The sequence below is a fragment of the Desulfovibrio ferrophilus genome, assembly GCF_003966735.1.
Taxonomy (GTDB): Bacteria; Desulfobacterota; Desulfovibrionia; order Desulfovibrionales; family Desulfovibrionaceae; genus Desulfovibrio_Q; species Desulfovibrio_Q ferrophilus.
In genome coordinates, this window is sequence record NZ_AP017378.1 from 435,695 (window position 1) to 454,418 (window position 18,724).

The following is an 18,724-nucleotide window of genomic DNA, read 5'->3' on the forward strand; positions in this document are numbered from 1 at the left end:
TGCTTGACAGCTTCAGCCCGGCAGTATATTTACCCCGGACTTTGGTTGAATATACCGGCCCAAATGGGTCGGCGTCCACTACTTAACGATTCCTTGGGGATCCTCTGAGAGTGGAAGATAGCTCTGCTAAGAACGGCAGGGGGAATCTTCCCCCTGCCGTTTTTGATACTGTTTAGGCTGGCGTCGAACGGCCGGAAGTTCCGGGACCGAGAAACGCGTTTTTCTGAGGCATGAGGCGGTGAGGCAACCGCCCGTAAATGTGCCGCAAATACCGGTGGAGGAAATGAATGCCGACCATCAATCAGTTAGTGCGTAATAAACGAGTGAAGCAGCTCAAGCGCAAGAAGACCCCTGCGCTGATGGAATGTCCTCAGCGTCGTGGCGTGTGTACCCGCGTGTACACCACCACTCCGAAGAAGCCGAACTCCGCTCTTCGTAAGGTGGCTCGTGTGCGCCTCACCAACGGGATGGAAGTTACTTCCTATATTCCTGGTGAAGGTCACAACCTGCAGGAGCACTCCGTGGTGATGATCCGCGGCGGTCGTGTGAAAGACTTGCCCGGTGTGCGTTATCACATCATCCGTGGCTCTCTGGACACCTCCGGTGTAGCGGACCGCCGTAAGGGTCGTTCCAAATACGGCGCCAAGCGGCCCAAGTAATTTTTTAGGAGTATCTGAATTATGCCTAGAAAAGGCCCTGTGCCCAAAAGAGAAATTCTGCCTGATCCGAAGTACCGTAGTGTGCTGGCCGCCCGTTTTTGCAACCGGCTGATGCTGGATGGCAAGAAGAGCACCGCCGAGCGCATCTTCTACAGCGCCCTGGATATCCTGGCAGATAAGTCCCAGGAAGATCCTATTCGTGCATTCGAGAAGGCGATCGACAACATCAAGCCCATGCTTGAGGTCAAGTCCCGCCGCGTTGGTGGCGCCACGTACCAGGTGCCCCTGGAAGTTCGTCCGGATCGTCAGGTCGCCCTGGCTATTCGCTGGCTGATTTCCTATGCGCGAGGCAGAGGAGAAAAGGGCATGATCGCCCGTCTGTCAGGAGAGCTGCTGGACGCCTACAACAATCGCGGCGGTGCCGTGAAGAAGAAGGAAGACACCCATCGGATGGCCGAAGCCAACAAGGCTTTCGCTCATTACCGCTGGTAGGTCTTTGGAGTAGATTGTGTCCAGAGTAGTTCCCATTCCGCTGCAGAGAAACATCGGTATCATGGCCCACATTGATGCGGGCAAGACCACGACTACCGAGCGTATTCTCTTTTACACCGGTGTTTCGCACAAGATTGGCGAAGTTCACGACGGCCAGGCCACTATGGACTGGATGGAGCAGGAGCAGGAGCGCGGCATCACGATTACGTCTGCCGCTACCACTTGCTACTGGCGTGAACACCGGGTCAATATCATTGATACCCCTGGCCACGTCGACTTCACTATGGAAGTCGAGCGCGCTCTGCGCGTTCTGGACGGAGCTGTGGCTGTGTTTGACGCCGTTGCCGGTGTTGAGCCTCAGTCCGAGACCGTCTGGCGTCAGGCTGACCGTTACGAGGTTCCCCGCATTGCCTTCGTGAACAAGATGGACCGCATTGGCGCGGACTTCTTCCGTTGCGTCGGCATGCTCAAGGATCGCCTTGGTGCCAACCCCGTTCCGCTGCAGATTCCCATTGGCGCGGAAGACGAGTTCAAGGGCGTTGTCGACCTGATCCTTGGCAAGGCCATTTTGTTCGACGACCAGAAAATGGGCGCCGATCCCGTCACCGAGGATGTTCCTGCTGACATGCAGGATCAGTTCGACGAGATGCGTATGGCCATGCTGGAAGCCATTGCCGAAGTGGACGATGAGCTTCTGGAGAAGTACCTGGGTGGTGAAGAACTGACCACCGAGGAATTGATTGCCGGTGTGCGCAAGGCCGTTATCAACCTGACCATGTGTCCGGTGCTGTGCGGTTCTGCTTTCAAGAACAAGGGTGTTCAGCCCCTGCTCGACGCGGTAGTCGATTACCTGCCTTCTCCGGTTGACATCGAGGTGATGAAGGGTACCAACCCTGACACCGAAGAAGTGATCGAGTGCCCCTGTGAAGACGAAAAGCCTTTGGCTGCCCTCGCCTTCAAGTTGTTCTCCGATCCCTTTGTCGGTCACCTGACCTTCCTGCGCCTCTACTCCGGTCACGTTGAATCCGGTATGACCGTGATCAACGCCGCCACCGGCAAGAAAGAGCGTATTGGTCGTCTGCTGAAGATGCACGCCAACAAGCGTGAAGACATCAAGTGGGCTGGCGCTGGCGACATCGTCGCTGCTGTTGGCCTGAAGACCGCTGCTACCGGTGACACCCTGTGTGAGCCCGGCAAGCTGTGTGTTCTCGAATCCATGGACGTCCCTGACACCGTTATTGAGGTTGCCATTGAGCCCAAGACCAAAGCAGACCGCGACACCTTGTCCGATGCTTTGAACAAGCTGGCTAAAGAGGATCCGAGCTTCCGCGTCAAAGGTGACGAGGAAACCGGTCAGACTCTGATCGCTGGTATGGGTGAGTTGCACCTCGAGATCATCGTCGACCGTCTGCTTCGTGAGTTCTCCGTGAACGCCAACGTGGGTGCACCCCGTGTTGCCTATCGCGAGACCATCACCAAGTCGACCAAGATGGACCACAAGTATGCCAAGCAGTCTGGTGGTCGCGGTCAGTACGCCCATGTTGTCATTGAAGTCGAGCCCAACTCTGAGAAGGGCTACGAGTTCTCCGACGAAATCAAGGGTGGTGTTATTCCGAAAGAATACATCCCTGCTGTAGATAAAGGCATCAAGGACGCCCTTAACTCCGGCATCATGGCTGGTTACCCGGTCGTCGATGTGAAAGTTAAGCTGGTCTACGGTTCCTACCACGAGGTCGACTCTTCTGAGCAGGCCTTTGCCATCGCCGGATCCATGGCGATTAAAGAGGCGATGAGAAAAGCCTCCCCGGCATTGCTGGAGCCGATTATGTCCGTAGAGGTCGTCACTCCCGAGGAATACCTTGGTGATGTGATGGGTGACCTGAACTCACGCCGAGGAAGGGTCTCCAGCATGGAAGCACGCGCTAACGCGCAGGTAGTCAAGGCCATGGTGCCGCTGTCCGAGATGTTCGGATACGCCACCGACCTGCGGTCCAAGACCCAGGGGCGTGCTACCTTCTCCATGCAGTTCGACCATTATGAGAAAGTTCCTGCCAGTCTGGCGGAAGAAATCATGAAGAAGAACTAAGGGGGTTCTAATCATGGGAAAAGCAAAATTCGAGCGCACCAAGCCGCACGTTAACATTGGTACCGTCGGCCACATTGACCACGGTAAGACCACTCTGACCGCAGCTATCACCAAGACCGCCAACATGAAGGGCGGCGGTGCATACGTAGCGTTTGACGAGATCGATAAGGCCCCCGAAGAGAAAGAGCGCGGCATCACCATTGCCACCGCTCACGTCGAGTACGAGACCGAGAACAGGCACTACGCTCACGTAGACTGCCCCGGTCACGCCGACTACATCAAAAACATGATCACTGGTGCTGCCCAGATGGACGGCGCGATCATCGTTGTTGCCGCCACCGACGGCCCCATGCCTCAGACTCGTGAGCACATCCTGCTCGCCCGTCAGGTTGGTGTGCCTTCTCTGGTCGTCTTCCTGAACAAGGTTGACCTGGTGGACGACGAAGAGCTGCTGGAGCTGGTCGAGATGGAAGTGCGCGAGCTGCTTTCCAAGTACGACTTCCCCGGCGACGACATTCCGGTCATTCAGGGCTCCGCTCTGAAGGCTCTGGAAGCCGAAACCCTCGACGATCCTGCTTGTCAGCCGATCTTCGATCTGCTGGACGCTTGTGACAGCTACATCCCTGAGCCCGAGCGCGACATCGAGAAGCCTTTCTTGATGCCCATCGAGGATGTGTTCTCCATCTCTGGCCGCGGCACCGTCGTGACCGGTCGTGTTGAGCGCGGCATTGTCAAGGTCGGTGAGGAAGTGGAAATCGTTGGTATCAAAGATACCACGAAGACCACCTGCACCGGCGTCGAGATGTTCCGCAAGCTGCTTGACCAGGGTCAGGCTGGCGACAACGTGGGCGTGCTGCTGCGCGGCGTGAAGCGTGATGAAGTTGAGCGTGGTCAGGTTCTGGCTGCTCCCAAGTCCATCAACCCCCATACCAAGTTCAAGGCCGAAGTGTACGTCCTGTCCAAGGAAGAGGGCGGTCGTCACACTCCGTTCTTCACCGGCTACCGTCCCCAGTTCTACTTCCGTACGACCGACATCACTGGTGTCATCGCTCTGGAAGAGGGTGTCGAGATGGTCATGCCCGGCGATAACGCTGTCTTCATCGTAGAGATGATTCACCCTGTGGCCATGGAAAAGGGCCTGCGCTTCGCAATTCGCGAAGGCGGCCGTACCGTGGGTGCTGGTGTTGTCTCTGAGATCATGGAGTAAGTCATGGTTGCTATGCAGAGCGATCGCATTCGCATCAAAATGAAAGCTTACGACTACCGTATTCTGGACAAGGCTGTCGCCGAAATCGTCGACACCGCACGGAATACCGGTGCAAGCATTGCGGGCCCTATCCCGCTGCCCACCAATATCCATAAGTACACCATTCAGAAATCGGTGCACGTGGATAAGAAGTCCCGGGAGCAGTTCGAGATGCGCGTTCATAAGCGCCTGCTCGACATCCTGGAGCCGACTCAGCAAACCGTCGATGCCCTGGGCAAGCTCAGCCTGCCCGCTGGTGTTGACGTTGAGATTAAACTCTAGAACGAGGTAAGCATGATGGCTAACACGCTTGGCATCATGGGACGCAAATTGGGCATGACCCGCATTTTCGGTGACGATGGTACTGCCATCCCGTGCACCGTAATTGCCGCCGGTCCTTGCCCCATCCTTCAGGTGAAGGATGACGCGACCACGAGAGATAAATACACGGCCGTTCAGATCGGTTTTGAGGAAGTGGACGAGCGCAAGCTCACCAAGCCAGCCAAAGGTCATCAGGCCAAGGCTGGACGTGACTACTACCGCCATCTGACTGAGCTGCGTTTGGAAAACGTCGAGGAATTTGAACTCGGACAGGACCTCACCGTGTCCATGTTCACCCCCGGCGAAAAGGTCAAAGTGACTGGTACTTCCAAGGGTAAAGGGTTCCAGGGCCCCATGAAGCGCTGGAACTTCCGCGGCATGCCCGCATCCCACGGTCACGAAAAGGTTCACCGTTCAACTGGTGGCATCGGACAGTGCGCTTGGCCTGCAAAGGTTTTCAAGGGCAAGAAGATGGCTGGCCAGATGGGCAATAAAAAGGTGACCTGCATTAACGTGGAAATTCTGGACGTACGTCCGGATGATAACCTGCTGATCCTTAAAGGCCAGGTCCCTGGTCCTAAGAACGGGATCATCATGGTCCGCAAGCAGAATCGAGGGTAGGTACATGGCACTCGTCAAAGTATACGATCAGACCAAGAAAGAAGTGGGCGAGCTCACGCTGGCTCCCGAGGTCTTTGAGGTGACGGTCAAACCCGAGATTCTGAACCTCGTGGTTCGTGCCCAGCGCGCCAAGTCGCGTGCAGGCACCCACGCCGTCAAAAACCGCTCCGCCGTTCGCGGCGGTGGCGCCAAGCCCTGGCGTCAGAAAGGCACCGGTCGCGCACGCGCCGGTACCATCCGCAGCCCTCTGTGGCGCGGTGGTGGCACCGTGTTTGGGCCCCAGGTTCGTTCCTACGAGTTCAAGGTGAACAAGAAGGTTCGTAAGCTGGCCCTGCGCATGGCTTTGTCCTCAAGAGTTGCAGAGGACACCATGATGGTGGTCGACAGCATCAACCTGAAGGAAGTCAAAACCAAGGCTGTGGCTGAGATTCTCAAGAATCTCGGACTTAGAAAAGCCTTGATTGTTCTCCCTGATGAAGATACTGTCCTTCGTCTTTCTGCCCGGAATATTCCCGGCATCACCATCCTCCAGCAGGACATGTTGAACGTCTATGATGTACTGCGTCACCCGCAGCTCGTGATGTTCCAGGATGCCGCGAAAGCGGTGGAAGAGAGGTTGAAGTAATGGAATACACTCAGATCCTGATTAAGCCGCTGATCTCTGAAAAAGCGACGTATGCCAAGGAGATGGCCAACCAGGTCGTTTTCTTTGTGCATCCCGATGCCAATAAGATTCAGATCCGTCAGGCTGTTGAAAAGGCTTTTGATGTCAAGGTTTCGGGCGTTAACGTTATTCGTCGCCGCCCCCGTCCCCGCACCAAATTCGGTCGCGTGACCGGTCAGCAGTCGGGCTACAAAAAAGCCTTAGTGACTCTGGCCGAGGGCGAAAAGATCGAACTGTTTGAAGGAGTCTAAGCTATGGCCACGCGCAAGCTGAAACCTACTTCGCCGGGCCGGCGCTTCCAGACCATCTCCACGTTTGAGGAGATCACCACCACGGTTCCCGAGAAGTCTCTGACCATCGGATTGACCAAAAAAAGCGGCCGCAACAACTTGGGCCGGGTGACCTCCAGACGTCGTGGCGGCGGACATAAGCGTCTGTACCGTATCATCGATTTCAAGCGCGACAAGTTTGAAGTTCCTGCTAAAGTCGCGACTATTGAATACGATCCCAACCGTAGTGCCCGTATCGCACTGCTGAACTATGCCGACGGCGAGAAGCGTTATATTCTTGCTCCGGTGGGAATCAAGGTAGGCGATCCCGTGGTTGCCGGCGACAGCGCCGACATCAAGCCCGGTAACGCTCTGTTCTTGGCGAAGATCCCCGTTGGTACCATTGTGCACAACATCGAATTGCACCCCGGTAAGGGTGGGCAGTTCTGTCGTGCAGCCGGAACCTATGCACAGCTCGTCGCCAAAGAAGGCAAGTACGCACTGCTGCGTATGCCTTCCGGCGAAGTTCGCAACGTGCTGGCGACCTGCATGGCCACTGTCGGTCAGGTGGGCAACATCCATCACGAGAACATCACCATCGGTAAAGCCGGCCGCGCGCGCTGGATGGGCAAGCGCCCTGAAGTTCGCGGTGTCGCTATGAACCCGGTGGATCACCCCTTGGGCGGTGGTGAAGGCCGCAGCTCCGGTGGCCGCCATCCGGTCTCTCCGTGGGGTATGCCCACTAAGGGGTACAAGACTCGTAACAAGAAGAAGCCGTCGTCTAAGCTTATTATTAAGCGCCGCGGCCAGAAATAGGAGTTGTCATGCCCAGGTCGCTGAAAAAGGGTCCGTTCATTGACGGACACCTCATTAAAAAGGTGGAGAAGGCCACTGAGAGCGGTGACCGCCGAGTCATTAAGACTTGGTCACGCCGTTCCACCATCATTCCTGAGATGGTGGGTATGACCTTCGCAGTGCACAACGGCCGCAAATTCATCCCCGTGTTCGTCACCGAGAACATGGTAGGCCATAAGCTCGGCGAGTTCGCACCGTCCCGTACATATTTCGGGCACATTGCGGATAAGAAGAGCAAGGCCAAACGCTAAAGGATAGGTGGCTGATATGGAAACGAAAGCAGTTGCCAAATACCAGCGTCTTTCGCCTCAGAAGGCGAGGCTGGTGGCCCGTAATGTCTTGGGCCTGCCGGTTGAAGATGCGATCAATATCTTGCGGTTCACCCCCAAGAAGGCCGCGAAGCTGATCGGTAAAGTCCTGCACTCTGCAGTGGCTAACGCAGAGCAACTTCCCGGTGTCGATGTGGATAACCTCGTGGTGAAGCAGGTGCTGGTCAACGAGGGCCCGACCCTGAAGCGCATCAAGCCCAGAGCCATGGGTCGTGCCAACCGAATCCTCAAACGTACCAGCCATATCACTGTGGTTGTCGCCGAGTCGTAGGGAGGCTGTCGTGGGACACAAAGTACATCCGTACGGATTCCGTCTTGGATACAACAAGAATTGGCTTTCCCGCTGGTTTGCTAACAAGCAAGACTATGCAGCCAATGTCTTCGAAGACGATAAAATTCGTAAGTTCATTAAGAAGAAACTCTATCACGCCGGAATTTCCCGGCTTGAGATTGAGCGCGCCGGTGGCAAAGTCCGCCTGCTGATCTTCACCGCTCGTCCGGGCATTGTCATTGGACGTAAGGGCGTTGAAATCGAGAAGCTGCGTGGAGAACTGCGGCAGAAGTTTGACCGCGAATTCACCATTGAGGTGAACGAGATTCGCCGGCCTGAAACTGATGCTCAGCTCGTCGCCGAGAATATCGCCGTACAGCTTGAACGCCGCATTGCCTTCCGTCGTGCCATGAAGCGCACCGTGGGCATGGCCCGCAAGTTCGGTGCCGAAGGTATCAAGATCGCTTGCGCAGGCCGCCTGGCCGGTGCTGAGATCGCACGTACCGAATGGTACCGCGAGGGTCGCGTTCCTCTGCACACCCTGCGTGCTGATCTGGATTATGGTTTCGCCGAAGCTCGTACCACGTACGGCGTCATCGGCGTCAAGGTCTGGATCTTCAAGGGTGAAATTCTGGATCAAGAGGTGCAACAGTAATGCTTACACCTAAAAGAACGAAGTACCGCAAACGCTTCAAGGGGCGTTTGCGTGGCAAGGCCAGCCGCGGTACTACTGTCGCCTTTGGTGATATCGGTATCAAGTCGCTGGAGCATGGTAAGTTGACCAGCCAGCAGATCGAGTCCGCTCGTGTGGCCATGATGCGTCACATCAAGCGTGGCGGTAAGGTCTGGATCCGGATTTTCCCGGACCAAGTATATACCTCCAAACCCGCTGAAGTTCGTCAGGGTAAGGGTAAGGGTGCTCCCGCAGGCTTTTATGCCCCGGTTAAGCCCGGCCACGTGCTCTACGAAATCAAGGGTGTGGATCTTGAACTCGCCCGCGAAGCCCTGGTTCGTGCGCAGCACAAGCTGCCCATCAAGACCAGGATCGTGCTGAGGGAGGGACTGTAAAATGAAAGTGAAAGAGCTCAAAGAGCTGTCCGTTGCTGAGCTGAATGCCAAGTTGGGCGAGTTCCGTCAGGAATTGTTCAACCTCCGCTTTCAGCACGCCACGGCCCAACTTGAAAACACCCAACGCCTCCCTGAGGTGAAGAAGACCATTGCCCGGATTATTACTATCGTCCGGGAAAAGGAAGTTGGAGCGTAAGCCATGGCAGAAAGCGCACGTAAGGCCAACAAGCGAGTGATGACCGGAATCGTGGTCAGTGACAAGAACGAGAAAACTATTGTCGTTCGCGTCGAGACCCTGGTGAAGCATCCTTTGCTGAAGAAGTATATCCGCCGCCGGAATAAATTCATGGCTCATGATCCAGAGAACGCATGCGGTGTGGGCGACAAAGTCCAGATCGTAGAGAATCGTCCTCTGAGCCGTCGCAAGCGGTGGACTTTGAAGTCCATTTTGGAAAAAGCCGTTTAGGAGCTAGCCATGATTCAGGTGGAAAGCAGACTCGACGTAGCCGATAATTCAGGCGCCAAACAGGTTCTCTGCATCAAGGTGCTCGGTGGTTCTAAACGCCGTTACGCCAGTGTAGGTGATATCATCGTGGTGTCTGTCAAAGAAGCCATGCCCCATTCCAAAGTGAAGAAGGGTGATGTAATGCAGGCCGTCGTGGTTCGTACTAAAAAGGAAGTGGGCCGTCCCGACGGTTCGTATATCAAATTCGATAACAACTCCGCGGTGCTTCTCAACAAGTCCATGGAGCCCATCGGGACCCGTATCTTCGGACCTGTGGCACGTGAGCTGCGGGCGAAGAATTTCATGAAAATTGTCTCGCTGGCGCCTGAAGTGCTGTAGAGGATACGGTCATGAAGAAGTTTAAGATTCGCAAAGATGACAAAGTCATGGTCATCTCGGGTAAGGACAAGGGGAAAGTGGGCAAGGTCCTGAAGATCCAGAAGAAAAAGGATCGGATCTTGGTCGAAAAGGTGAATATGGTCAAGCGCCACACCAAAGCCAACCCCTATACCCAGCAACCGGGCGGCATTGTGGAGAAGGAAGCTCCTATCCACATCTCGAACGTGGCGCTTTTGTGCGACGCGTGCACCAAGCCGACTCGTGTAGGGTTCAAGGAAGTGGCCGACGGTAAGAAGGTCCGCTTCTGCAAGAAGTGCAACGAAGTCATCGACTAGGGTGTAAGACAATGACACGTCTCGAAGGAATCTATAATGAGAAGGTTGCTCCCGCCCTCCAGAAGGAGTTCGGATATAAGAGCCCCATGGAATTGCCGAAAATCAAGAGCGTAAGCCTGAATATCGGCCTGGGTGAGGCGAGCACCAATAATAAGTTGATCGAGGACGCCGTCGAGGAACTTACCTCCATCGCTGGCCAGAAAGCCGTCATTACTCGTGCAAAGAAGTCCATTGCGAACTTCAAACTGCGCGAGGAAATGCCGGTAGGCTGCCGTGTCACGCTTCGTGGCGCTGGAATGTGGGAGTTTCTCGATAAGCTCATGAATTTTGCGCTGCCTCGCGTGCGTGACTTCCGGGGTGTCCGGGATCGCGGCTTTGATGGCCGCGGCAACTTTACCATGGGCATCCGCGAGCACACCATCTTCCCTGAGCTCAACGTAGATCGCGTTGAGCGTGTGAAAGGCATGAACGTGACCATCGTCACTTCCGCCTCCACGGACAAGGAAGGGAAGGTTTTGCTCGAACTGTTGGGCATGCCTTTCAAGAAGTAGGGAGGATACATACGTGTCTCGCAAAGCTTTGCTGAATAAGTCGCAGGATAAACCTAAGTTTTCCAGCCGCGGCTATAACAGATGCCCCATTTGCGGTCGTCCCCGCGCTTTTATGCGGAAGTTCGGCATTTGCCGTATCTGCTTCCGTAACAAGGCGCTCTCCGGTGAATTGCCGGGCGTCCGTAAATCGAGCTGGTAAGTCAAGGAGTCTGTCATGGCAGTGATTGATCCCATCGCGGATATGCTTGCCCGAATTCGTAATGCCCACCAGGCATTGCATAAGGACGTCGCGGTACCGCGCTCTAAAGTAAAGAGCGCCATCGCCGGCATCCTTAAAGAAGAAGGCTATATTGTCGATTTTAAAGAGGAAGAGCGTGAGATTACTCTGACGCTCAAATATGCCAAAGGGCGTGCGCTGATCTACGGCATGAAGAAGATCAGCAAGCCTGGCCGTCGTGTATACGTCGGTGCTCAAGACATCCCCAGGGTGCAGAACGGACTTGGCATCTGCGTACTGTCGACCTCTCAGGGCGTCCTGGAAGGCACTGTTGCTAAAGCACAGAATGTCGGCGGCGAAGTGCTGTTTGAACTCTGGTAAAGAGGAATAGTCATGTCCAGGATTGGTAAGAAACCCATCGTCGTGCCCTCTGGGGTAGAAGTGACGATCGGGAAAGAAAAGATAGATGTGAAGGGGCCCAAGGGCACCCTGTCCACTCCGCAGCATGCCAAGATCGTTGTGGAGAAGGAAGGGGAGGACGTCGTCGTCAAGCGCGCCGATGAGACTCGTATCGCCCGTGCTCAGCACGGCCTCAGAAGGACCCTGATCGCTAACTGCATCGAAGGTGTCACCAAGGGCTACGAGAAAGTTCTCGAAGTGATTGGCGTCGGCTACAAGGTGCAGGTCCAGGGCAAGAACGTGGTGCTGAACGTTGGTTTCTCCCACCCGGTCGAGTACGCTCTGCCTGCGGGTATTGAAGCCAAGGCTGAAGGAATCAAGCTGACCATCTCCGGAATCGACAAGCAACTTGTCGGTGAAGTAGCAGCTCAGATCCGTCGCGTTCGTCCGCCCGAACCGTTTAAGGGCAAGGGCATTAAGTACGCGGATGAAACCATCCGCCGCAAGGCCGGCAAGTCCGGTGCGAAATAGTAGGGGTTCACTATGAAACTCTCGAAGAATAAAAAACGCCTTCGCAGGAAGGTCCGCATCCGCAAGAAAGTGAACGGTACCAGCGAACGCCCACGTCTGTGTGTGTATCGCTCCAGCGCTCACATCTATGCACAGCTCGTCAACGACGAGGCTGGCGAGACCGTTGCCGCAACTTCCACTCAGATTCTGCCCAGCAAGGGTAAGAGCCTGAACAAGGAAAGCGCAACTGAAGTGGGCCGCGAGATCGCGAAGCTGGCAAAGGAAAAGAACGTCGAGTCCGTGGTTTTTGACCGCAACGGCTATCTTTACCATGGCAGGGTCAAGGCCCTGGCAGACGGCGCCCGCGAGGGCGGTCTGAAATTCTAAGACTGCGGAAGGTAACACATGGCAATGGAAGGTAGAGGCCCTCGCAAAGACTCCCGTAGGGAGCAATCGGATGAGTTAGGCCTGATCGAAAAGATCGTTTACCTCAATCGCGTGGCCAAGGTTGTTAAAGGCGGGCGCCGCTTTAATTTCAGCGCGCTTGTTGTGGTCGGTGACGGTAAAGGTTCTGTTGGTTGGGGTCTGGGCAAGGCCGTGGAAGTCCCCGAGGCTATCCGCAAGGCCAGTGAAAAAGCCAAGAAGACCATGCAGCAGGTTAACCTGCTGGACGGGACTCTTCCCTACGAGACTTTGGGCCGGTTCGGTGCTGCACGCGTCGTTCTCAAGCCCGCCTCCAAGGGTACCGGCATCATCGCCGGTGGTCCGGTGCGTGCGGTCATGGAAGCTGTTGGCGTCAAGGATATCTTGACCAAAGCCATCGGCACCAACAATCCGCATAACGTACTGAAGGCCGCCATGGAGGGCCTGACCTCCCTGCGCAGCGCCAAGGAAGTTTCCGAGCTGCGCGGCAAAAAGCTGGAAACTCCCAGAAAGTAGGGGTTAGGACCAATGGAAATGATCAAAATTCGTCTCGTGAGGAGCACTATTAGCTGCTCTCCGCAACAGAGGAAAACCGTGAAGGCTCTTGGTCTTCGGAAGATCCGCCAGGAAAAGGAGCTTCCCAAGAACGGCGCCGTTCTCGGCATGATCGACAAGGTGAACCATCTCGTTGAGGTGATTGAATAATGAGACTGCACGAGCTGTATCCGTTCCCCGAGGAACGTAAAAACCGCAAGCGCATCGGGCGCGGTCCTGCCTCCGGGCAGGGCGGCACTTCGGGTAAGGGCCATAAAGGCCAGAATGCCCGTTCCGGTGGTGGTGTCCCCGCGTGGTTCGAAGGTGGCCAGATGCCTCTGGCTCGCCGTCTGCCTAAGCGTGGATTTAAGAACCCCTTCCGGGTGACCTACGAGACCATTAATGTTGGTACTCTCGTGGCCGCCTTCGAAGGCAAGACCGAGATTACTGTCGACGATATCTACCAGCGCGGCTTGGTTTCCAAGAACGCTCCGGTCAAGATCCTCGGCGATGGTGATGTGGGCGCAGCCGTGACTGTTGAGGCTCATCGCTTCAGCAAGTCTGCAGCTGATAAAATCGCCGCTGCCGGCGGAACCGCTAAGCCTCTGGAAGGTTAGTTGAGTGGCACTCGCTGGGGTTGAGAATCTCGCAAAATTGCCGGAGTTGAAGAAGAAGCTCTTCTGGACGTTCCTACTTTTGGCCGTCTATCGCATCGGAATCCACGTCCCCACACCGGGCGTGGATACCGCTGCCTTGCAAGACTTCTTCGACAGTATGTCCAACACCCTGTTCGGACTTTTCGACATGTTCTCAGGCGGAGGGTTGAGAAACCTCTCTATCTTTGCCTTGGGAATCATGCCGTATATCTCCGCGTCCATCATCATCCAGCTGCTTACCGTTGTCAGCCCCGAGCTGAAGCGGATGCAGAAGGAAGAGGGCGCGGCCGGACGCAAGAAGATCACCCAGTATACCCGTTACGGCACGGTGTTGATCACCGTTGTCCAGGGATTTGCCATTGCCATTGGCCTGGAAAGCATGACCAGCCCCGGTGGGGCCTCGGTTGTCCTGTTCCCGGGTTGGGGCTTCCGACTCGTGACCATCATCACCCTGACTGCAGGCACCGTATTCATTATGTGGATCGGTGAGCAGATGACGGAACGCGGCATCGGGAACGGCATCTCCATGATTATCTTCGCGGGTATCGTGGCTGGACTCCCGAGTGCAGTCACCAATACCATCCGCCTGATGAGTGCGGGTGAATTGACGCTGTTCATTGTACTCCTGTTGATAGCGGTCATGGCCGGTGTGTTGGCCTTTATCGTCTACATGGAGCGCGCACAGCGCAGGGTTCCCATCCAGTACGCCAAGCGTATGGTTGGCCGGAAGATGTATGGTGGGCAGAGCACACATCTGCCCTTGCGGGTTAACACCGCAGGTGTTATTCCCCCTATCTTCGCATCGTCAATCCTGATGTTCCCTGCAACGCTTGGGCAGTTCTCCCAGTACGAGTGGTTGTCAAATCTCTCGGCTTGGTTGGCTCCCAGCACCATATTGTATAATATCTTGTTTGTCGGGTTGGTCATCTTCTTCTGCTTCTTCTACACCGCGATCATTTTTGATCCGGCCGATATTGCTGAAAATATCAAGAAGCAGGGTGGATTCATTCCCGGTATTCGCCCCGGTCAGAAGACCAGGGAGTATATTGACAAGGTCCTGGCACGAATCACTCTGTGGGGATCGCTCTACATTGCAGTTATCTGCGTGTTGCCGATGATGCTGATTTCCAAGGTGGGCGTACCGTTCTACTTCGGCGGCACTAGCCTGTTGATTGTAGTCGGCGTGTCCATGGACTTCATGTCACAGATTGAGTCTCATCTCATCTCCCGCCAGTATGAGGGGTTGATGGGCAAGGGACAGAAAATTAAAGGTCGGCGCTAGACTTGCGAAAGGTTCGTGGAATCTATCTTAAGAATAGCGGTGAGATCACAATCATGCGCGAGGCTAACCGGATAGTTTCGGTTATCCTCGACGCGCTGGGCGAAGCCGTCGAACCTGGTGTTCCCACCATGAGGTTTGAGGAAATTGCCCAGAAAATGTGCCAAGATTTCGGCGTGAAGCCCGCATTCCAAGGTTATGGCGGTTTTCCATTCGCGCTGTGTTGTTCTGTGAACGAGGAGATTGTCCATGGGTTTCCGTCCGTGGAGCGCGTCCTTGACGAAGGGGATATCGTCAGCTTTGACATGGGCGTAGTCTACAAGCGGTTTTATGGTGACTCCGCACGCACTTTCGGTGTCGGCAATGTCTCGCAAGAGGCAACCGATTTGATGAAAGTGACGCGCGAGTCCCTTCTGCTCGGTATCGAGCAGGCCGTTGTCGGAAACAACCTGTATGACGTTTCACGATCCGTTCAGGACTACGTCGAATCCCGCGGCTACTCCGTGGTTCGACGGTTCGTGGGGCACGGGATTGGACGAAAACTCCACGAGAAACCAGAGGTTCCTAACTTTGTCCCGAAAGGGACTATGGGCCCGCCACTCAAGGCGGGAATGGTGCTTGCCATCGAACCCATGGTCTGTATTGGGACCCATGATGTGGAAGTCCTCGAAGATAAGTGGACAGCCGTGACAAAAGATCGTAAGCTGTCCGCCCACTTTGAACATACTATTGCTGTCACCCCTGAGGGGCCGGTGATACTGAGCGCCAGCTAGGGAGCTGGCAGCCTGAGAACAAAAAAATGCGGCAGGTCATGATCATATGACCGGCTGCCGCGGAAAATGGAGCTAGGTCATGAAAGTCAGACCTTCTGTCAAAAAGATGTGCCCGAAGTGCAAGGTCATCCGCCGCAGGGGCGTTCTCCGGGTTATCTGCGAAAACCCCAGGCATAAGCAGCGCCAGGGCTAGGTTAAGGGGATATTCAAGTGGCACGCATTGCTGGAGTCAACTTACCCAAGAGTAAACGTCTGGACATTGCCCTGACGTACATTTATGGCATTGGTCGCACAACGGCTCTTCAGATCTTGGACACCGCTGGTGTCGAGTGGACTAAAACCACTGATGATCTGAACGCCGATGAGACCAACGATATCCGTAAGGAAATCGAAGAAAACTATAAGGTGGAAGGTGACCTGCGCCGTGAGGTTCAGGCCAATATCAAACGTCTGATGGACACTGGCTGCTATCGCGGTCTTCGTCATCGTCGTGGCCTTCCCTGCCGTGGGCAGCGTACTCACACCAACGCTCGTACCCGTAAGGGTCCCAGACGTTCGGTTGTGGGACGGAAAAAGAAGTAACGAAAACCGCGGCTTAGTCCTTACGACTCGGTCGAGAACTTTCGAATACGGAGATTACGACAATGGCCAAACCCCGTCGCACCGGGAAAAAAAAGGAAAAGAAGAACGTACCCGTGGGCATCGCCCACATCAAGGCGTCCTTCAACAATACGATCATCACCTTCACTGACCTGAAGGGGAATGTGATCAGTTGGGCTACTTCCGGCGGTAGCGGATTCAAGGGCTCTCGAAAGAGCACCCCGTTCGCTGCTCAGATCGCTGCTGAGCGCGCAGCTCGCGCTGCTCAGGATCACGGAATGCGTTCCGTTGGCGTTCTCGTCAAGGGCCCCGGCTCCGGTCGTGAGGCCGCTATGCGCGCCATCAACAACGCCGGTTTCAAGGTCACTTTCATGCGAGACATCACGCCGATCCCACATAACGGCTGTCGTCCGCCCAAACGCCGCAGGGTCTAACCCGGCTGGGTATCCAGGAGGATAACGTGGCAAGATATACTGGAGCGAAATGCCGGCTCTGCCGTCGTGAAGGGCAGAAGCTGTTTTTGAAGGGCGATCGCTGCTACACTGACAAGTGCGCTTACGAGCGCCGTCCGTATGTGCCCGGTCAGCATGGCCGTCGCCGTAGCAAGGTCACCGATTACGCAGTTCAGCTGCGCGAGAAGCAGAAAGTCCGCCGCATGTACGGTGTGCTGGAAAAGCAGTTCCGCGCTTACTATCAGCAGGCTGATTTGAAGAAGGGTGTGACTGGTCACAACCTGCTCGCTCTTCTTGAAATGCGTCTGGATAATGTGATTTACCGTCTTGGTTTCGCCAACTCTCGCGACCAGGCACGTCAGCTCGTGCGTCATGGCATCTTCATGATGAATGGCCACCGGGTGAACGTTCCTTCCATGCAGGTCAAGGAAGGCGATGTGATCACTGTCCGTGAGGAATCCAAAAAGGTCCCCGTGATCCAGGAAGCTCAGGAAGTGATCGCCCGCCGCGGTTGCCCCGATTGGCTCGAGGTTGACGGTTCGGCGCTGAAGGGTGAGATCAAATCCCGCCCGGTCCGCGAGGACATCCAGTTCCCCATCAACGAGCAGCTGATCGTCGAGTTGTACTCCAAATAACAGGGAGCAATGATGATCATCCAAGACGGCGACAAACTGATCAATACGCGCAACTGGTCCGAGCTGGTCAAACCCGAACAGGTCGTTCGCGATGGCAAGAGCAATACGCAGTACGGCAAGTTCGTGTGCGAACCGCTTGAGCGGGGCTTCGGGACCACCATTGGCAATGCGCTCAGACGCGTACTTCTGTCCTCTTTGCAGGGCGCAGTCATTGTGTCGGCGAACATCGAAGGCATTCAGCACGAGTTCACCACCATGGACGGCGTTATCGAAGATGTGACCGATATCGTACTCAACTTAAAGCAGGTGCGCTTCGCCATGAATACGGAGGAGCCGCAGCGCCTGACTCTTGAGGCGAACAAGAAGGGCGTTGTCACCGCCGCCGCCATCAAGGAAAACCAGCGTGTGACCGTGCTCAACAAGGACCAGCACATCGCGACTCTGTCCGAGGACATCAAACTTCGTATGGATATTGAAGTTCAGATGGGCAAGGGCTATGTGCCAGCCGAGATGAGCGAAGGTCAGTCCGACGAGATTGGTATGATCCGTTTGGATGCGAGTTTCTCGCCGGTCAAGAAGGTGGCGTATGCCATCGAGCAGGCACGCGTCGGTCAGATGACCAACTATGACAAGCTGATCCTTGAAATATGGACTGATGGTTCGGTGACCCCTGAGGATGCCGTTGCCTACAGCGCCAAGATTCTGAAAGAACAGCTGACCGTGTTCATCAACTTCGACGAGCAGTCCTCGGACGAGGAACAGGCCAACTCCGTTTCTGGAGAAGACCTGAACCCCAGTCTGTTCAAGGGCATCGACGAGTTGGAGCTGTCCGTCCGTGCGACGAACTGCTTGAAGAGCGCCAGCATCCGTACCGTTGGCGAACTCGTGCAGCGTACTGAGGCTGAGATGCTCAAGACCAAGAACTTCGGTCGCAAGTCTCTTGATGAGATTCGTCGAATCCTGTCCGATATGGACCTCGGATTTGGCATCGTTGTCGAGAGCTTTCAGGAACACTACGAGGAATGGCTGAAGAGGAAAGAAAGCGATGAGGCATAAAAAAGCCGGTAAGAAACTCAACATGTCCAGCCCCCTGCGCAAGGCTATGTTTCGCAACATGGCCAAGTCGCTGATCACGCACGAGGCAATCCGTACCACGGAGACTCGCGCCAAGGAGCTGCGCAAGGTCGTTGAGCGGTTGGTGACCTACGCCATCAAGAATGACGTAGCTGCACGCCGCCAGGCATATAAAGTCCTTGGCAATCATGGCATGGTCAAGAGACTGTTTGATGAAATCGGCCCCCGCTTTGCAAGCGGTGGTGGTGGCTACACCCGCGTGATCAAGCTTGGTGCTGTTCGCACCGGCGATGCCGCGCCCATGGCCATTATCGAGTTCAGCAAGAAGGCCGGAGAAGTGGTTCTGCCCGAGGAGAAGCCTGCCAAGAAGGCCGCTCCCAAGAAGGCTGCCTCTAAGAAAGCCGAGCCTAAGGTTGAGGAGAAGCCCGCAGAAGTTGCTGCTGAGGAAACTCCCGCCGCAGAGGAAAAGCCTGAGAAGTCCGAAGAGTAATCTCCGGAATAGCAGTGGCTTTTCCACTTGAAAAAGATTAAAAAGCAGGCCTAACGGCCTGCTTTTTTTTG

At 55.4% G+C, this 18,724-nt stretch carries 33 protein-coding genes; all 33 read left to right on the plus strand.

The genetic code is table 11. The annotated features are described in order from the left end of the window. Positions 1-287 precede the first annotated feature (287 nt). The 33 genes from rpsL to rplQ all read left to right on the plus strand — a co-directional run bounded on the left by rpsL (position 288) and on the right by rplQ (position 18,653). Complete coding sequence (gene rpsL, locus EL361_RS01945; protein ID WP_126376033.1) at positions 288-659, plus strand: 30S ribosomal protein S12; 372 nt, start codon at positions 288-290, stop codon at positions 657-659. 21 nt (positions 660-680) lie between these two features. Next, complete coding sequence (gene rpsG / locus EL361_RS01950) at positions 681-1,151, plus strand: 30S ribosomal protein S7 (RefSeq protein WP_126376035.1); 471 nt, start codon at positions 681-683, stop codon at positions 1,149-1,151. Between the two features lie 16 nt (positions 1,152-1,167). Further along, entirely contained in the window at positions 1,168-3,237 is a 2,070-nt protein-coding gene (gene fusA / locus EL361_RS01955; protein ID WP_126376037.1) for an elongation factor G, read from the plus strand. 13 nt (positions 3,238-3,250) lie between these two features. Continuing rightward, positions 3,251-4,444, plus strand: coding sequence for an elongation factor Tu (tuf, locus tag EL361_RS01960; protein WP_126376003.1), 1,194 nt, complete (start codon positions 3,251-3,253; stop codon positions 4,442-4,444). 3 nt (positions 4,445-4,447) lie between these two features. Further along, positions 4,448-4,765, plus strand: coding sequence for a 30S ribosomal protein S10 (gene rpsJ / locus EL361_RS01965; protein WP_126376039.1), 318 nt, complete (start codon positions 4,448-4,450; stop codon positions 4,763-4,765). 15 nt (positions 4,766-4,780) lie between these two features. Then, positions 4,781-5,425, plus strand: a complete 645-nt coding sequence (gene rplC / locus EL361_RS01970) for a 50S ribosomal protein L3 (RefSeq protein ID WP_126381240.1) — start codon at positions 4,781-4,783, stop codon at positions 5,423-5,425. A 4-nt stretch (positions 5,426-5,429) separates the two neighbouring features. Then, positions 5,430-6,050, plus strand: coding sequence for a 50S ribosomal protein L4 (rplD, locus tag EL361_RS01975; RefSeq protein WP_126376041.1), 621 nt, complete (start codon positions 5,430-5,432; stop codon positions 6,048-6,050). Next, positions 6,050-6,340 carry a 50S ribosomal protein L23 gene (gene rplW / locus EL361_RS01980; RefSeq protein WP_126376043.1) on the plus strand — a complete coding sequence of 97 codons (291 nt, stop codon included), beginning with the start codon at positions 6,050-6,052 and terminating at the stop codon, positions 6,338-6,340. Before rplD ends, rplW begins: the two co-directional genes overlap by 1 nt. A 3-nt stretch (positions 6,341-6,343) precedes the next feature. Beyond that, positions 6,344-7,174 (plus strand): 50S ribosomal protein L2, encoded by an 831-nt coding sequence (gene rplB, locus EL361_RS01985; RefSeq protein ID WP_126376046.1) that lies wholly within the window; start codon positions 6,344-6,346, stop codon positions 7,172-7,174. Between the two features lie 8 nt (positions 7,175-7,182). Further along, positions 7,183-7,464, plus strand: a complete 282-nt coding sequence (rpsS, locus tag EL361_RS01990) for a 30S ribosomal protein S19 (RefSeq protein ID WP_126376048.1) — start codon at positions 7,183-7,185, stop codon at positions 7,462-7,464. 16 nt (positions 7,465-7,480) lie between these two features. Then, positions 7,481-7,813 (plus strand): 50S ribosomal protein L22, encoded by a 333-nt coding sequence (rplV, locus tag EL361_RS01995; RefSeq protein WP_126376050.1) that lies wholly within the window; start codon positions 7,481-7,483, stop codon positions 7,811-7,813. 10 nt (positions 7,814-7,823) lie between these two features. Next, on the plus strand, positions 7,824-8,468 hold the full coding sequence (rpsC, locus tag EL361_RS02000) for a 30S ribosomal protein S3 (protein ID WP_126376052.1): 645 nt from the start codon (positions 7,824-7,826) through the stop codon (positions 8,466-8,468). Next, positions 8,468-8,881, plus strand: coding sequence for a 50S ribosomal protein L16 (rplP, locus tag EL361_RS02005; RefSeq protein WP_126376054.1), 414 nt, complete (start codon positions 8,468-8,470; stop codon positions 8,879-8,881). The genes rpsC and rplP overlap by 1 nt, the downstream gene beginning before the upstream one ends. Before the next feature lies 1 nt (position 8,882). Further along, positions 8,883-9,077, plus strand: coding sequence for a 50S ribosomal protein L29 (gene rpmC / locus EL361_RS02010; protein ID WP_126376056.1), 195 nt, complete (start codon positions 8,883-8,885; stop codon positions 9,075-9,077). A 3-nt stretch (positions 9,078-9,080) separates the two neighbouring features. Then, on the plus strand, positions 9,081-9,347 hold the full coding sequence (gene rpsQ, locus EL361_RS02015; RefSeq protein ID WP_126376057.1) for a 30S ribosomal protein S17: 267 nt from the start codon (positions 9,081-9,083) through the stop codon (positions 9,345-9,347). Between the two features lie 9 nt (positions 9,348-9,356). Continuing rightward, positions 9,357-9,725 carry a 50S ribosomal protein L14 gene (rplN, locus tag EL361_RS02020; RefSeq protein WP_126376059.1) on the plus strand — a complete coding sequence of 123 codons (369 nt, stop codon included), beginning with the start codon at positions 9,357-9,359 and terminating at the stop codon, positions 9,723-9,725. An 11-nt stretch (positions 9,726-9,736) separates the two neighbouring features. Then, the gene (rplX, locus tag EL361_RS02025) at positions 9,737-10,060 is read left to right on the plus strand and encodes a 50S ribosomal protein L24 (RefSeq protein WP_126376060.1); all 324 of its coding nucleotides are present in this window, start codon (positions 9,737-9,739) and stop codon (positions 10,058-10,060) included. An 11-nt stretch (positions 10,061-10,071) separates the two neighbouring features. Further along, positions 10,072-10,611 (plus strand): 50S ribosomal protein L5, encoded by a 540-nt coding sequence (gene rplE, locus EL361_RS02030; protein ID WP_126376062.1) that lies wholly within the window; start codon positions 10,072-10,074, stop codon positions 10,609-10,611. Between the two features lie 13 nt (positions 10,612-10,624). After that, positions 10,625-10,810, plus strand: a complete 186-nt coding sequence (locus EL361_RS02035) for a type Z 30S ribosomal protein S14 (RefSeq protein ID WP_126376064.1) — start codon at positions 10,625-10,627, stop codon at positions 10,808-10,810. A 15-nt stretch (positions 10,811-10,825) separates the two neighbouring features. Continuing rightward, positions 10,826-11,209: a 30S ribosomal protein S8 gene (gene rpsH / locus EL361_RS02040; protein WP_126376066.1), complete on the plus strand. Its 384-nt coding sequence runs from the start codon at positions 10,826-10,828 to the stop codon at positions 11,207-11,209. Positions 11,210-11,221: 12 nt separating this feature from the next. Further along, complete coding sequence (gene rplF / locus EL361_RS02045) at positions 11,222-11,758, plus strand: 50S ribosomal protein L6 (protein WP_126376068.1); 537 nt, start codon at positions 11,222-11,224, stop codon at positions 11,756-11,758. Positions 11,759-11,770: 12 nt separating this feature from the next. Then, entirely contained in the window at positions 11,771-12,124 is a 354-nt protein-coding gene (gene rplR, locus EL361_RS02050) for a 50S ribosomal protein L18 (RefSeq protein WP_126376070.1), read from the plus strand. Between the two features lie 24 nt (positions 12,125-12,148). Further along, a complete protein-coding gene (gene rpsE, locus EL361_RS02055; protein WP_126381242.1) occupies positions 12,149-12,676 on the plus strand; it encodes a 30S ribosomal protein S5 in 528 nt (175 codons plus the stop codon). Positions 12,677-12,694: 18 nt separating this feature from the next. After that, positions 12,695-12,865 (plus strand): 50S ribosomal protein L30, encoded by a 171-nt coding sequence (gene rpmD, locus EL361_RS02060; protein WP_126381245.1) that lies wholly within the window; start codon positions 12,695-12,697, stop codon positions 12,863-12,865. After that, a complete protein-coding gene (gene rplO / locus EL361_RS02065; RefSeq protein ID WP_126376072.1) occupies positions 12,865-13,311 on the plus strand; it encodes a 50S ribosomal protein L15 in 447 nt (148 codons plus the stop codon). The genes rpmD and rplO overlap by 1 nt, the downstream gene beginning before the upstream one ends. Before the next feature lie 4 nt (positions 13,312-13,315). Beyond that, a complete protein-coding gene (gene secY / locus EL361_RS02070; RefSeq protein ID WP_126376074.1) occupies positions 13,316-14,632 on the plus strand; it encodes a preprotein translocase subunit SecY in 1,317 nt (438 codons plus the stop codon). A 2-nt stretch (positions 14,633-14,634) separates the two neighbouring features. Next, a complete protein-coding gene (map, locus tag EL361_RS02075; protein ID WP_126376077.1) occupies positions 14,635-15,402 on the plus strand; it encodes a type I methionyl aminopeptidase in 768 nt (255 codons plus the stop codon). A gap of 79 nt (positions 15,403-15,481) precedes the next feature. Then, positions 15,482-15,595 carry a 50S ribosomal protein L36 gene (gene rpmJ / locus EL361_RS02080; RefSeq protein ID WP_126376079.1) on the plus strand — a complete coding sequence of 38 codons (114 nt, stop codon included), beginning with the start codon at positions 15,482-15,484 and terminating at the stop codon, positions 15,593-15,595. A 17-nt stretch (positions 15,596-15,612) separates the two neighbouring features. Then, positions 15,613-15,984 carry a 30S ribosomal protein S13 gene (gene rpsM / locus EL361_RS02085; protein WP_126376081.1) on the plus strand — a complete coding sequence of 124 codons (372 nt, stop codon included), beginning with the start codon at positions 15,613-15,615 and terminating at the stop codon, positions 15,982-15,984. Between the two features lie 62 nt (positions 15,985-16,046). Next, positions 16,047-16,436, plus strand: coding sequence for a 30S ribosomal protein S11 (gene rpsK, locus EL361_RS02090; protein WP_126376083.1), 390 nt, complete (start codon positions 16,047-16,049; stop codon positions 16,434-16,436). Between the two features lie 26 nt (positions 16,437-16,462). Further along, positions 16,463-17,089, plus strand: coding sequence for a 30S ribosomal protein S4 (gene rpsD / locus EL361_RS02095; protein WP_126376085.1), 627 nt, complete (start codon positions 16,463-16,465; stop codon positions 17,087-17,089). A 12-nt stretch (positions 17,090-17,101) separates the two neighbouring features. After that, positions 17,102-18,145, plus strand: coding sequence for a DNA-directed RNA polymerase subunit alpha (locus EL361_RS02100; protein ID WP_126381247.1), 1,044 nt, complete (start codon positions 17,102-17,104; stop codon positions 18,143-18,145). After that, complete coding sequence (rplQ, locus tag EL361_RS02105; RefSeq protein WP_126376087.1) at positions 18,135-18,653, plus strand: 50S ribosomal protein L17; 519 nt, start codon at positions 18,135-18,137, stop codon at positions 18,651-18,653. Before EL361_RS02100 ends, rplQ begins: the two co-directional genes overlap by 11 nt. The last annotated feature ends 71 nt before the right edge of the window (positions 18,654-18,724 follow it).

Excerpts from the sequence above, each read along its gene's own strand:
- rplV (WP_126376050.1), top strand. The coding sequence starts at position 7,481 with ATGGAAACGAAAGCAGTTGCCAAATACCAGCGTCTTTCGCCTCAGAAG.
- rplW (WP_126376043.1), top strand. The coding sequence starts at position 6,050 with ATGGAATACACTCAGATCCTGATTAAGCCGCTGATCTCTGAAAAAGCG.
- rplN (WP_126376059.1), top strand. The coding sequence starts at position 9,357 with ATGATTCAGGTGGAAAGCAGACTCGACGTAGCCGATAATTCAGGCGCC.
- EL361_RS02100 (WP_126381247.1), top strand. The coding sequence starts at position 17,102 with ATGATCATCCAAGACGGCGACAAACTGATCAATACGCGCAACTGGTCC.
- rpsJ (WP_126376039.1), top strand. The coding sequence starts at position 4,448 with ATGGTTGCTATGCAGAGCGATCGCATTCGCATCAAAATGAAAGCTTAC.
- rplD (WP_126376041.1), top strand. The coding sequence starts at position 5,430 with ATGGCACTCGTCAAAGTATACGATCAGACCAAGAAAGAAGTGGGCGAG.
- tuf (WP_126376003.1), top strand. The coding sequence starts at position 3,251 with ATGGGAAAAGCAAAATTCGAGCGCACCAAGCCGCACGTTAACATTGGT.
- rpsQ (WP_126376057.1), top strand. The coding sequence starts at position 9,081 with ATGGCAGAAAGCGCACGTAAGGCCAACAAGCGAGTGATGACCGGAATC.
- rplR (WP_126376070.1), top strand. The coding sequence starts at position 11,771 with ATGAAACTCTCGAAGAATAAAAAACGCCTTCGCAGGAAGGTCCGCATC.
- rpsK (WP_126376083.1), top strand. The coding sequence starts at position 16,047 with ATGGCCAAACCCCGTCGCACCGGGAAAAAAAAGGAAAAGAAGAACGTA.
- rpsL (WP_126376033.1), top strand. The coding sequence starts at position 288 with ATGCCGACCATCAATCAGTTAGTGCGTAATAAACGAGTGAAGCAGCTC.
- rplF (WP_126376068.1), top strand. The coding sequence starts at position 11,222 with ATGTCCAGGATTGGTAAGAAACCCATCGTCGTGCCCTCTGGGGTAGAA.
- rplB (WP_126376046.1), top strand. The coding sequence starts at position 6,344 with ATGGCCACGCGCAAGCTGAAACCTACTTCGCCGGGCCGGCGCTTCCAG.
- rplP (WP_126376054.1), top strand. The coding sequence starts at position 8,468 with ATGCTTACACCTAAAAGAACGAAGTACCGCAAACGCTTCAAGGGGCGT.
- rpmJ (WP_126376079.1), top strand. The coding sequence starts at position 15,482 with ATGAAAGTCAGACCTTCTGTCAAAAAGATGTGCCCGAAGTGCAAGGTC.
- rpsH (WP_126376066.1), top strand. The coding sequence starts at position 10,826 with ATGGCAGTGATTGATCCCATCGCGGATATGCTTGCCCGAATTCGTAAT.
- rpsS (WP_126376048.1), top strand. The coding sequence starts at position 7,183 with ATGCCCAGGTCGCTGAAAAAGGGTCCGTTCATTGACGGACACCTCATT.
- rpsE (WP_126381242.1), top strand. The coding sequence starts at position 12,149 with ATGGAAGGTAGAGGCCCTCGCAAAGACTCCCGTAGGGAGCAATCGGAT.
- rpmC (WP_126376056.1), top strand. The coding sequence starts at position 8,883 with ATGAAAGTGAAAGAGCTCAAAGAGCTGTCCGTTGCTGAGCTGAATGCC.
- rplX (WP_126376060.1), top strand. The coding sequence starts at position 9,737 with ATGAAGAAGTTTAAGATTCGCAAAGATGACAAAGTCATGGTCATCTCG.
- rplQ (WP_126376087.1), top strand. The coding sequence starts at position 18,135 with ATGAGGCATAAAAAAGCCGGTAAGAAACTCAACATGTCCAGCCCCCTG.
- rplO (WP_126376072.1), top strand. The coding sequence starts at position 12,865 with ATGAGACTGCACGAGCTGTATCCGTTCCCCGAGGAACGTAAAAACCGC.
- rpsG (WP_126376035.1), top strand. The coding sequence starts at position 681 with ATGCCTAGAAAAGGCCCTGTGCCCAAAAGAGAAATTCTGCCTGATCCG.
- rpmD (WP_126381245.1), top strand. The coding sequence starts at position 12,695 with ATGATCAAAATTCGTCTCGTGAGGAGCACTATTAGCTGCTCTCCGCAA.
- rplC (WP_126381240.1), top strand. The coding sequence starts at position 4,781 with ATGGCTAACACGCTTGGCATCATGGGACGCAAATTGGGCATGACCCGC.
- rplE (WP_126376062.1), top strand. The coding sequence starts at position 10,072 with ATGACACGTCTCGAAGGAATCTATAATGAGAAGGTTGCTCCCGCCCTC.